This is a genomic window from Geomonas sp., from assembly GCF_056994735.1.
In genome coordinates this window covers 1-11009 of the sequence record NZ_JBXKJL010000250.1, presented here as the reverse complement: position 1 = coordinate 11009, position 11009 = coordinate 1, and the positions used below count along the sequence as shown (strand labels likewise).

General features: G+C 60.3%; 10 protein-coding genes and 1 pseudogene. 3 read left to right on the top strand and 8 right to left on the bottom strand.

Annotated elements, in window-relative coordinates; translation table 11 throughout:
• Positions 1 to 19 precede the first annotated feature (19 nt).
• Positions 20 to 685: a ribulose-phosphate 3-epimerase gene (rpe, locus tag AC11W3_RS11110; RefSeq protein ID WP_484091014.1), complete on the bottom strand. Its 666-nt coding sequence runs from the start codon at positions 683 to 685 to the stop codon at positions 20 to 22.
• 8 nt (positions 686 to 693) lie between these two features.
• Complete coding sequence (gene rsmB, locus AC11W3_RS11105; RefSeq protein ID WP_484091013.1) at positions 694 to 2043, bottom strand: 16S rRNA (cytosine(967)-C(5))-methyltransferase RsmB; 1350 nt, start codon at positions 2041 to 2043, stop codon at positions 694 to 696.
• Between the two features lie 169 nt (positions 2044 to 2212).
• Here rsmB and AC11W3_RS11100 point away from each other — a divergent pair, with 169 nt between their 5' ends.
• Both AC11W3_RS11100 and AC11W3_RS11095 read left to right on the top strand, forming a co-directional pair.
• Entirely contained in the window at positions 2213 to 2752 is a 540-nt protein-coding gene (locus AC11W3_RS11100) for a thioredoxin fold domain-containing protein (RefSeq protein ID WP_484091012.1), read from the top strand.
• A gap of 305 nt (positions 2753 to 3057) precedes the next feature.
• Positions 3058 to 4461: a phospholipase D-like domain-containing protein gene (locus AC11W3_RS11095; protein WP_484091011.1), complete on the top strand. Its 1404-nt coding sequence runs from the start codon at positions 3058 to 3060 to the stop codon at positions 4459 to 4461.
• Positions 4462 to 4509: 48 nt separating this feature from the next.
• On the opposite strand, the pseudogene AC11W3_RS11090 reads toward AC11W3_RS11095, so the two are convergent.
• The 4 genes and pseudogenes from AC11W3_RS11090 to AC11W3_RS11075 all read right to left on the bottom strand — a co-directional run.
• Positions 4510 to 5151, bottom strand: a pseudogene (locus tag AC11W3_RS11090) (GGDEF domain-containing protein); the annotation flags it as partial.
• A gap of 542 nt (positions 5152 to 5693) precedes the next feature.
• Positions 5694 to 6518, bottom strand: a complete 825-nt coding sequence (locus AC11W3_RS11085; RefSeq protein WP_484091010.1) for a metal ABC transporter permease — start codon at positions 6516 to 6518, stop codon at positions 5694 to 5696.
• A gap of 58 nt (positions 6519 to 6576) precedes the next feature.
• Positions 6577 to 7326, bottom strand: coding sequence for a metal ABC transporter ATP-binding protein (locus tag AC11W3_RS11080; RefSeq protein WP_484091009.1), 750 nt, complete (start codon positions 7324 to 7326; stop codon positions 6577 to 6579).
• 7 nt (positions 7327 to 7333) lie between these two features.
• Positions 7334 to 7771, bottom strand: a complete 438-nt coding sequence (locus AC11W3_RS11075) for a Fur family transcriptional regulator (protein WP_484091008.1) — start codon at positions 7769 to 7771, stop codon at positions 7334 to 7336.
• Positions 7772 to 8066: 295 nt separating this feature from the next.
• On the opposite strand from AC11W3_RS11075, the gene AC11W3_RS11070 reads away from it, so the two are divergent.
• Positions 8067 to 8792 (top strand): PilZ-like domain-containing protein, encoded by a 726-nt coding sequence (locus AC11W3_RS11070; protein ID WP_484091007.1) that lies wholly within the window; start codon positions 8067 to 8069, stop codon positions 8790 to 8792.
• A gap of 54 nt (positions 8793 to 8846) precedes the next feature.
• On the opposite strand, the gene cobD is transcribed toward AC11W3_RS11070, so the two are convergent.
• On the bottom strand, positions 8847 to 9929 hold the full coding sequence (cobD, locus tag AC11W3_RS11065) for a threonine-phosphate decarboxylase CobD (protein WP_484093020.1): 1083 nt from the start codon (positions 9927 to 9929) through the stop codon (positions 8847 to 8849).
• Between the two features lie 207 nt (positions 9930 to 10136).
• Positions 10137 to 11009: adenosylcobinamide-phosphate synthase CbiB (cbiB, locus tag AC11W3_RS11060; RefSeq protein WP_484093019.1), on the bottom strand; the 873-nt coding region annotated here is incomplete at its 5' end.

Below are 11009 nucleotides of genomic sequence, written 5' to 3'. Positions count from 1 at the left end.
AAGGGATCTTTCGCCTCGGTCAGAGTACCGGTTCCTTTGCCCTTTTCTTCAACTCCGCGATGGTTGCCGCATAGTCGGGGGTGTTGAATACGGCGCTGCCGGCCACGAAGACGTCGGCTCCCGCGTGGGCTATACGGGCGATATTATCGGTCTTCACTCCGCCGTCAACCTCCAGCTCCGCCTCGACACCACGCTTGTCCATCATGGCGCGCAGGGCCTGGATCTTGGGGATGCAGGCCTCAATGAAGGATTGCCCGCCGAAGCCCGGGTTCACGGTCATCAGCAGCACGAGGTCCAGGTCTTCGAGGATGTAATCGAGAACGCTCAAAGGGGTCGCGGGGTTGAGGGAGACACCGGCTTTCTTGCCGAACGACTTGATCAGCTGGATGGTGCGGTGGAGGTGAACGGTTGCCTCGGCGTGAACCACGATGATGTCCGCCCCCGCCTCGGCAAAGGACGGGATGTACTTGTCCGGGTCCGCTATCATGAGGTGGACGTCAAGGGGAAGCTTGGTGACCCGCCGCGCAGCCTCGACGATCAGCGGACCGATGGTGATGTTGGGGACGAAATGGCCGTCCATGACGTCGATATGGACGTAGTCGGCTCCCCCGGCCTCGATGGCTGCGATCTCTTCGCCCAGCCGTGAAAAGTCTGCTGACAGGATGGATGGGGCTATCTTTTTCATGGGTTCTCCTACTGGATTTTCTTGAGCCGCGCCGCAAAGAAACCGTCCATCCCGTCTCTATGGGGCCAACTTCTGAAGAAACCGCGCTCGGTGATTAGGGCGGCGTATGACGGGAAGAGCGGGCGCAGGTCCTCGATCTCGAACTCCGGGTGCCTTACCAGGAAGCGATAGATGACCTCTTCGTTCTCCTGCAAGGTCGTGGAGCAGGTGGCATAGAGGAGCGTGCCGTTCGGCTCGAGATATTCCGACAGGTTCTCGAGGATGGCGAACTGGGTGGCCGCCAGTTGCGGCAGATCCGCCTGCGACTTCCACCACTTCCCCTCCGGGTTACGCCTGATCACCCCCAGACCGGAGCAGGGAGCATCGACCAGAATGCGATGGAAGGTCACGTCGGCGATGGCGTTCGACGGGGCGGTGGCATCCATGGAGAAGGTCCTGACGGACTTGATGCCGAGCCGGTCGCAGGTCTCGTTGATCAGCCGCAGCTTCTTCTGGCTCACGTCGCAGGCGAAGATCTCGCCGCTGTCCCCCATCAGCTGTGCTATCTGGGTGGTCTTCCCGCCCGGTGCGGCGCAGGCATCGAGCACCCGCTCCCCTTTCTCGGGCGCCAGGAATAGCGGGGCCAACTGCGACGACTCGTCCTGGACGGTGAAGAGCCCCTCCCGGAAGGAGGGGAGCCTGGTTATCGCCCCGGACTGATTCAGCCGGATACCATCGGGCGACCAGGCGGTCTCGCCGCAGGTGACACCTTCCCCGGCCAGGCGCGCCATCAGTTCCTGACGTGAAATGCGCAGGGTGTTGGTCCTTACCGTCAAAGGCGGCGGCTCCGCCATGGCAGCGGCAAGGGCCTCGGCATCGTCAACACCCAACTGGTCGCACCACTGGGCAGCCAGCCAGGCAGGGTGAGAATAGCGAGCCGCCAGATACTGGGCGGGATCTGTATCGCGGTTCGGATAGCTTATCTTGTCACGGCCCCGGTCGGCATTGCGCAGGATGGCGTTGATGAAGCCGGAAGCCCTCGGCGCCAACTCCTTGGCCAGATTGACCGTTTCGTTGACGGCTGCGGAGATGGGAACCCGGTCCAGGAAAAAGGCCTGATAGAGGCCCAGCCGAAGCAGCAGCCGCACGAAAAGCTCGAGCTTCTCGGGCCTCTGCTTCGAGAACTGCCCCATGATATGATCCAGGGTCCCCTGCCGGCGCAGCACGCCGTAGACCAGCTCGGTGAGCAGGCCCCGGTCCGCCCCCTGGATCATTCCCTTACTCAGCTCGTGGTCAATCAGGATGTCCGCGAACGATCTCTCTTTTTCAATGCGAAGCAAAATATCGAAGGCTGCACGGCGCGGATTTTTGGTCGACAAGGGGACTTCCTCTTAAAGAGCGGGGATCTGTGTGAAACTTTTTCATTATAAGCATTTCGCCCAAAACTGCAAGCTGATAGGGCACTTGACATGACTAAAAGCGGGGCTAACCTTAAGCTTGTCGCATACCAATGAGCCGGAGGTTGCCATGATACCATGGGAAACGGAAATGGCTAAGGCGCTTGCAAGGGGAAAGGCCGAGCACAAGGAGATCCTGGTCGAGTTCTACAGCCCCGAATGCATCGGCTGCAATCAGATGGACGCGGTCACCTTTCCGGACCAGGCGGTGGAGAACTTCATCATCGACAGGATGGTCCCCCTCCACGCTCCGGCCGGCACCAGCACCCTTTCCGCCGACTTCCGGGTGGTCTGGACCCCGACCCTGATGATCCTGGACTTTTATGGCAGGGAACATCAGCGGACAGTCGGCTTCCTCCCTCCCGACGAGATGGTCCCCTACCTGCTCCTGGGGATAGGGAAGACCGCGCTGGACCGCGGAATACACAACGAGGCGGTGCTGCAATTCAACACCCTGCTCAACGGTTACCCGCAGAGCGCGGCTGCTCCGGAGGCGGTTTACCTGCGTGGGGTGTCGCGCTACAAGTCGAGCCAGTCGGCCACGGCACTGAAGGACATCCTTCAGCAGCTGCAGAAAGAGTACCCGCAAAGCGAATGGACCAAGAGGGCGGAGCCGTTCAGCCGACTCTAGCGCAGAAATGAGGACAAGATCTTTTCATTCGGGGGGCGGCACGTTGCCGCCCCCTTTCTGCTTCCCCCACAGGCTTATAAGCTTCAAGTGTGCGTGCTTCGACAGGCTCAGCACGAACGGTACAGATGCTTCGACAGGCTCAGCACGAACGTTCCGGACGGCTTCGCCACCAATGCCCCTCTCACCTTCCCGGGATTCGATATCAACCCCGTTCCCCCTGGGCTTGTCGAAGGGTTGGCCCTGAGCTTGTCGAAGCGTTCACCCTGAGCTTGCCGAAGGGTTGACAGGAGCTATGGAGGCACCATTTGGAAGTCCTGTGGGGTTTGCTCATCTTTTCCCTGACGGCGCTAGCCATCCTTTCGGCCGGGCACGCCCTGGTCAACAAAAGGGATCCCCGCTCGGCACTCGGCTGGATCGTGACCTGCTTGGCAGTCCCCCTGGTCGGCCCCCTCTCCTACTGGGGCCTCGGAGTCAACAGGATCTACAGCAGGGCCCGGCGCTGGCACAGGAAGGCCAGCCACCCACCCCGAAAGCGCCTTGACGTCTCCGCCCCCCTCCCCGCCGAACTCTCCTACCTCGCCGAACTGCGGAGCCTTTCGGACCGGGTCGTCAGCAGGGGCCTCCGCCCCGGCAATCTCATCACCCCTCTGGAAAACGGCGAGGAGGCATATCCCGCCATGCTCGCCGCCATAGCCAAGGCCACCTCCTCCGTCCACCTCTGCACCTATATCTTCGATGGCGACGATACCGGCAAGCGCTTCATCCAGGCACTGGCCCGGGCGGCGGACCGGGGGGTCGAGGTAAGGGTGATCGTGGACAGCCTGGGGGAGAAATACTCGAGGCCTACGGCGAGGGAGCTTCTCAAGGGCTCGGCGGTCCAGTTCCGCAGGTTTCTGCCACTTAGGCCCGGCGGCTACCTGAACCTACGGAACCACCGGAAGATCCTGGTGGTGGACGGGATGGTGGGATTCACCGGCGGGATGAACATCGGCGGAAGGCACATGGTGTCGGGCCGCCCTCCGGTGGTGAAGGATCTGCACTTCCAGGTCATGGGCCCGGTGGTGGCCGACCTGCAGCGGACATTCCTGGATGACTGGTGCTTTGCCAAAAGGGAGCAGTTACCCGGGGACCGGTTCTTTCCAGCTCTGCCGGAGCTTGGGACTGCCTTGGCGCGTGCGGTGAGCGACGGCCCGGACAAGGACTTCAGGAAGCTGCACTGGATCATACTGGGCGCGCTTTCCTGTGCCAGGACGCGGGTAGTGATCGTCACCCCGTACTTCATCCCCGACCGGCCGTTGGTCGCGGCGCTGGTGACCGCTGCGCTGCGGGGAGTAGAGATCACCCTGGTGCTCCCGGATGTCAACAATCTCCCCTTCGTCCACTGGGCCAGCCGCTCTTATCTTTGGGAATTGCTGCAGCAGGGGGTGAGGATCTTTGCCCAGCCCGCCCCGTTCGTGCATACCAAGTTCATGGTTATCGATCGGAGCTGGAGCCTGATCGGCAGTGCCAATCTGGATCCCAGAAGCTTGAGGCTCAATTTCGAGTTCGACGTCGAAGTCTACGATCTAGCTTTTGCGGGAGTCCTGGAGAAGCGCTGCGCCGCTGCCTTGGCCGTCTCCAGAGAGGTCACTTTGGCCGAGGTGGACGGCCGCAGTCTTCCGGTGAAGATCCGGGACGCCGCGGCCAAGCTGTTCTCCCCCTACCTGTAGTCCACGCCCCTTCCTGGCCGTCTCATCCTGGTACAGCGACACCATGTTCTTGCCGAGCCGTTTGCTGCGGTACATGGCCTCGTCCGCCCTCATTATCACGCTTCTGAGATCGGGGCCATCGGCAGGGTACGAGGCGATGCCGGCGGAGAGGGTACATTCCACCTTGTGCCCCTCGAAGGTGAAGGGGCTGGTCGCCATGGCGCGCACGATCCGCTCCACCGCGGGCCGGATCTGCTCCTTGTCGTGCCCTTCATACATGACGATGAATTCGTCCCCCCCGAAACGCGCAGCGATGTCGCACTCCCTGGTGTTCTGGCCGATGATCCGCGCCGTCCACCGGATCAGCTCGGTCCCCGCCAGATGGCCATGCCTGTCGTTCACCTGCTTCAGGTTGTCCGCATCGATCATGCAGATGGCGAAGGGCTTGTCATAGCGCTTGGAGAGCTTCTCCTGCTGCAGGGCGAGATTTTCAAAGCTCCGCATGTTGTTGAGGTCGGTAAGGTCGTCGGTGAGGGAGAGCCTCTCCACCTCGGCCCGGACCGTCTGGGCCTCACCCGAAAGGAGGGCACCCAGGTGGGCTGTCAGCACGAAAGGGAAGAGCTCGACCACTCTTCCGATGAAAGGGACGCCGATAACCGGGGCCTGCGCGAAGGCCAGCACGATATAGGACGCTATCGAGACTCCCGCCATGCAGTAGGTGGTCTTTTTTCCCAAAGTAAGGGAGGTGGCGATAAGGATAAGGTAGATGACCGGGATGAAGGGGCTTCCGGTCTTCCCGGTGAACCAGCAGACGTCCACCACGAAAAGGAGGAGCAGAAAAAGGTCGAGAGCGCTCCTGCGGTGGCCCTCCTGGAGGAAGTAAGTGGCAACACTTCTGTAGCAGAAGAGAACGACACAAGAGACGGCCAGCATGATGGCACTGTCCGGGTCGATGGGGACAAGATTTACATGCAGCGCGACGAGGGCGAGCAGGAGCCCGCAGATCAGGCCGGTGATTCGGTCATAACCGGCATATTTGCTTTTTATGCCATCCCTCGTCCACGCATTTGATTCGATCATTACAGCCGCCTCGGATACAGTCCTGGCAGGGGAAGCCCACCGTAACTACTCTTCGGCGCGAGGCGGTCAAAGTTGATGGTCAAATAAAAAAAAGGAAGATAGGAGGCGAGGGAGCCGCAATAGACTCCGTAGCGGCGAGAGTCACGGCAGGAGCCACCGGAAGCGGGTTAATGCTACCTCCGCTTAAGGACGGTGCGGGCCGAGAAAGCGGTGACGAAGGTCATAAAGTTGATGATGACGATGGTGGCGCCGGTGGGGAGGTTCATGCTGAAAGAGAGGGTGATCCCGACGATGACAGTGCAGACCCCGATGCAGGCGGCGGCGACAATGGCGGTCTTGAAGCCCTTGGAGAGCTGGAGTGCGGTGGCAGCAGGGAGGATCAGTAGCGCCGAAATCAGCATGATGCCGACCACCTTCATGGCCAGCACCACGGTCAGTGCCGTGAGGAGGACCAGGATGGCGTTGATCCTGTCGGTGTCGATGCCGGAGGCCTTGGCCAGTTCCTCATCGAAGGTGCTGGCGAAGAGGTCATTGTAGAAGATGATGACCCCGGTAATGACGATGGAGAAGAGGACGGCCGCGATGGCCAGCTCGCTGCGGCTTATGGAGAGGATGTTACCGAAAAGGTAGCTGAAGAGGTCGACGTTGAAACCTCCGGCCACGCTGGCCAGCATGACCCCAGTGGCTATGCCCAGGGCCGAAACGATGCCTATCGCCGCATCCCCGTAGATCCGTGCCCGTTGGGCGAGCTTGAGTATTCCCATGGCGCAGGCCAGCACGATGGGGATGATGGCGAGGGTCATGTAAAAGGAATAGAGCCGGAAAAACAGCGCGATGGCGACGCTGCCGAAGGTGACATGGGCGAGGCCGTCGCCGATCAGCGAGAGCCGGCGCAGCACCAGGAAGATTCCCAGCACCGAGCAGAGGATGGCGATCAAGGATCCGCCGATCAGCGCCCTCTGCATGAAACTGTAACTGAGCATTTCTGCTATCTGCATGTGTTCCTCTTGAAGGCAGAGACCCAGGGACTAGGGACTAGGGGCTAGCCTTTAGCCTTTAATGCCTATGACATACGAGATGCTGGCCGTGAACGCCGAAGAATCCTGTCATCTCGGGGGAGTTGCAGAATTCGTCGAAGCTCCCGTAGAAGACGACCTCCTTGTCCAGATAAAGGAGGTGGGACGCGTACTTCCCGATGGTGGCGGTGTCGTGAGTGACCAGCAGCACCGTGGCCTTCCGCTCGCGGTTCATCTCGAAGATAAGCTTGTAAAAACTCTCGCGTGTCTCAGGGTCGAGCGCCGTGGTCGGCTCGTCCATGACCAGCAGTTCCGGATCGTTGACCAGTGCCCTAGCCAGCAACACGCGCTGCCTCAGGCCGCCCGACAACTCCCCGATCATGGCGCCTCTGATGTGGGAGATCCCCATCCACTCCATGGTCCGGTCCACCGCGTCGCTGTCCTCACGGTTGAAACGCTTCGGAAAGTTCTTTCCCGCAAGTCTTCCCAAGCGGACGACCTCGTCGACCGTAGCAGGGAAGTGCGGGTTGAAGAACTGCAACCCTTGGGGCAGATATCCGATCCGTTTCCACTCCTTGAATCCATCGCGAGGCGTCCCGAGCAGGTTGATCTCCCCCCGGGTCGGGGAGAGGAGGCCGAGAATCAGCTTGACCAGCGTGCTTTTCCCGGAGCCGTTGGGCCCGCAAATGCCTATATAGTCTCCTGCGTTGACGCTGAAGGAAATGTCCTTCAGTACCTCGACACCATGGTAGCCCGCGCAGAGATTTTTCACCGTGAGTGCATTGCTCATGACAGTCCTATTTGACGTCTCCCCTCTCACCGGCGCAGCCGCCGCAAAGCCCGTTCAGCTGCAGGATGTGAGAGAGAACCTTCCCGCCGTTTTTCTGAGTCACTTCCCGCTCAAGCGCCTCGATTCCGCAGGAGGGGATGTCCTCGACCTTGCGGCAGGAGAGGCAGACGAAGTGATGATGGTGTTCCCGGTTGCGGCAGAAATAGTAATAGAGCTGCCGGTTTGGATGGATCACCTTGGAGATGACGCCGCTGGCGGCGAGTTCCTCGAGGTTGCGGTACACGGTGGGAAGTCCCAGCCTGTCGAACCGCTCGCGCAGCCGCTTCCAGAGCTCTTCAGGACTGGCATAGGCCGCCTCGCCGTCGAGCATGTCGAGGATGGCCAGCCTCTTCGGAGTGGCCTTCATCCCTGCTTCCCTGAGAGCCAAGGCGTGACGTTCGTCCATGCACGCTCCTAAATGGAAATGATTTCGTTTTAGGATAGCCACACCGGCAGCAAAGTCAAGGTTAATTCCTATTGTTGTAGCTGGGGGACTGCCGGGGTTATTGGTCATATAACCCAGACGGTCGGGGCTATAACGTACGTGACAGGGCCACCAGATCCTTGAACAGACCATTACCGCCTGTTTTAATTAGAGTTTGGATTCACGGCTGAAGGTGTGAAAAGATTGGCTTTTCACTTGCATTAAGAAGTCGCTGCAGCAGACTTGTAATTGACTTCAATTATAGGGACGGCCACCTATGCAAAACGAGACGTGCAACTACAAGGATTACTTTCACCCGGGGCAGCGGGCAACGGTCGAGATGTCGATAGAAGGCGGGAAAGTATTCAACGACGGAGCCGTCGTCACTGCCGTAGAAGACAACCAGATCTCACTGCGACTTTCGTCCGACAACCTACCGGAGGGAGCAATGCTGCACCCTGAGACATCGCTGGTAGTGAGGATCGGGGGAAGCGGCTTCGGCTATAGCTGCAGGTTGGTGGTCAACGAAGCCCCCGGCGAGGAGCTCCTTGCAGGTTTTGCGGGCCCCGTCGTCCCGGAGGATACCAGGGAGTACTTCCGGCTCGGGACCGAGATACCGGTGGTGCTTTTCAATGTCACTGCCGGAACTGCGGAGGAGAACGGCTTTGGGGGATTAAGGTCTGCGGGACCGAGCAGCCTCCCGCGCATCGTGAATATCAGCGGAGGCGGGCTGCGTACCGAGACGGAAATGGCCATGACCATCGGCGACATCGTCTATGCAACGTTCCACCTCCCCCTGCCCGAGCCGAAGGTCGTCCCGGTCGTGGCACAGGTGGTTCACACGAAACTGGGGAAGGAGGGGGATGGCACCCCCGTCAGCGCGGGCCTCACCTTCATGCACATAAATGAAAGGGACCGCGACTCCATCGTGCGCTACGTCTGCAGCGAGGAGATCAAGAGGATCAAGCTCAGCAGAAAAGAGCTGGCGGCAGCTCGAGTATAAGGTTCACACGCAGGCGCGGCTATTCGCGGGCCAGACGCCGCGCCCACCGCAACATCACGTTCCTTCCAGAATTCCCTTCAGGTTTTCCAAAAGCATCTCGTTCTCTTCCCTCAGCCGGACCGCCACCCTGAAAAACCGACCGTCGAGCCCTTCGAAGTTGGCACAGTCCCGGATCAGTATCCCCTTCTGCATCAGTCCAGCACGCAGTTCAGCCGCGCTTGGTCCGGTCTTCACTTCCACCAGGAGGTAGTTCGCCCGGGACGGGAAAACGTGTAGGGCGGGAATCGTCGACAGCCCTCCGGCCAGGGATTCCCGCTCGATCGCCACATACTCCCTGGTGCGTTGGCAGTACTCTTCATCAATCAACGATGCTATTCCGGCAACCTGGGCGGCAGTGTTGACACTCCAGGGATCCTGGAGGGAGGATATCGATCCTATCGTCGCGGGATTCCCGATCGCGTATCCGAGCCGAAGGCCCGGTATGGCGAAGAATTTGGTCATCGAACGCAGCAGCAGGGCACGTGGGAACTCGCGCACCAGGCGCTTCGCCGATTCAGCCTCGCAGAAGTCGATGAAGGCTTCGTCGAGGACCAGGAAGGTTCCGGTATCACGGCAGAGCTCGATAACGCCTTCTATTTGGGCCTTGGGAATGAGGGAGCCGGAGGGATTACCCGGATTGCAGATGAATAGAAGATCGTATCCTTCCGCCAACTTTTCCTGCAGCGCCGTCAGTGACAGCGCGAATCCATCATCACTCTTCAAGGTGAAGTAATCGATCAGCCATCCCGCCTTCTCAAGCGCGAGTGCGTATTCGGCAAATGCAGGCGCCACGACCAGCGCCCTCTTCCCTGCCACCACCCGCGGCAGCAGGTGGATGAGTTCGGTCGACCCGTTGGCCACCGCAATGTCGCGGGGACTTACGCCGTGGTAGCAGGCGAGAGATTCCTTCAGTTCGGCAGCACCCTTGTCGGGATAATGGAGCAGGCGGTCAATGGATCCCGCAAGCGCGCCAGGGACTCCCGGCGCCATACCGAGGGGATTTATGCTGGCGGAGAAGTCCACGATCCTCTCGGGGGGAATACCAAGGGACCTGGCAATGGCAAAAACATTGCCTCCATGTTCGTGGGCTGTCGACATCGGCACCTTTCCAGTTGAGGCCATAGAAACGGATCGTACTTCTATTCCCTGGTCATGCTGTTCTTTGAACGTACGGCTATTCCCTGGTCATGCTGTTCTTTGAACGTACGGAGAAGCTAGCGTCCCCCCTTGTGAAAGCGCGTGTAACGTCCCCCCCTTGTCAAAGGGGGGACAGGGGGGATTTGCTTTTGGCGTCCTCTCGGGAACTTATCCCGATTTCAGCGTCACCCTAACCACCAGCCAAGAAACCACCAGCAGCACCTCGCTGCAATACATCAGCCGCACCACCCCTTTATACGCAGCAACGGAAAGCGGCACAGCCGGATCGCCAATGGTCGGCTTTTCGACTATCCTGCCGAAATAGCGGTTGGTGCCGCCGAGTCTCACGCCCAAAGCACCCGCAGCAGCCGCTTCAGGAAAGCCGCTGTTGGGAGAGTTGTGGTTGCGGCAGTCCCTGCGCATGATGCGCCAGGCGCCGGGGCCGCTCAGGGCACAGACGGGCGCGGCGAGGACCATCAGCAATCCTGTCAGCCGGGCCGGGATAAAGTTCACGAGGTCGTCAAACCGCGCCGAGGCCCAGCCGAACTCCAGGTAGCGCTCGTTCTTGTATCCCACCATCGAGTCGAGGGTGTTGGCCGCCTTGTAGGCAAGGGCAAGGGCGGGGCCTCCCAGCATCAGGTAGAAAAGCGGGGCGATGACACCGTCGCCTGTGTTTTCCGCTACCGTCTCGACGGCCCCCCTCACAATCTCAGGCTCATCAAGCTCCGCTGTTTCCCGCCCGACAATCCACGAAAGCGCGACTCGCGCCCCCTCAAGATCGCCATTCCGGAGCGCCTTCGTCACCTTGGCCGATTCCACGTGCAGCGACCGTGCGGCCAGGGAAACCCATCCGAGGTACAGGGACACGACCAATCCAGCCTGAGGCGAAACCGCGCAAGCGGCCTTGATAAGGAGGGCAGCAACACCGTAGGTCAGCCCCACCGTCGTCACCAGGAGAACAATGCCGCCGAGACGGAGGTCCTTGAAGACGCGACGAAGGATGCTCTCCAGAAAAGAGACCAGCCTCCCGATGGCCATGAC

What these genes read in the sequence shown, in the direction of transcription:
- rpe (WP_484091014.1), bottom strand. Translation starts at nt 685, where the DNA reads ATGAAAAAGATAGCCCCATCCATCCTGTCAGCAGACTTTTCACGGCTG.
- AC11W3_RS11100 (WP_484091012.1), top strand. Translation starts at nt 2,213, where the DNA reads ATGGCTAAGGCGCTTGCAAGGGGAAAGGCCGAGCACAAGGAGATCCTG.
- AC11W3_RS11085 (WP_484091010.1), bottom strand. Translation starts at nt 6,518, where the DNA reads ATGCAGATAGCAGAAATGCTCAGTTACAGTTTCATGCAGAGGGCGCTG.
- AC11W3_RS11080 (WP_484091009.1), bottom strand. Translation starts at nt 7,326, where the DNA reads ATGAGCAATGCACTCACGGTGAAAAATCTCTGCGCGGGCTACCATGGT.
- AC11W3_RS11075 (WP_484091008.1), bottom strand. Translation starts at nt 7,771, where the DNA reads ATGGACGAACGTCACGCCTTGGCTCTCAGGGAAGCAGGGATGAAGGCC.
- AC11W3_RS11070 (WP_484091007.1), top strand. Translation starts at nt 8,067, where the DNA reads ATGCAAAACGAGACGTGCAACTACAAGGATTACTTTCACCCGGGGCAG.
- cobD (WP_484093020.1), bottom strand. Translation starts at nt 9,929, where the DNA reads ATGTCGACAGCCCACGAACATGGAGGCAATGTTTTTGCCATTGCCAGG.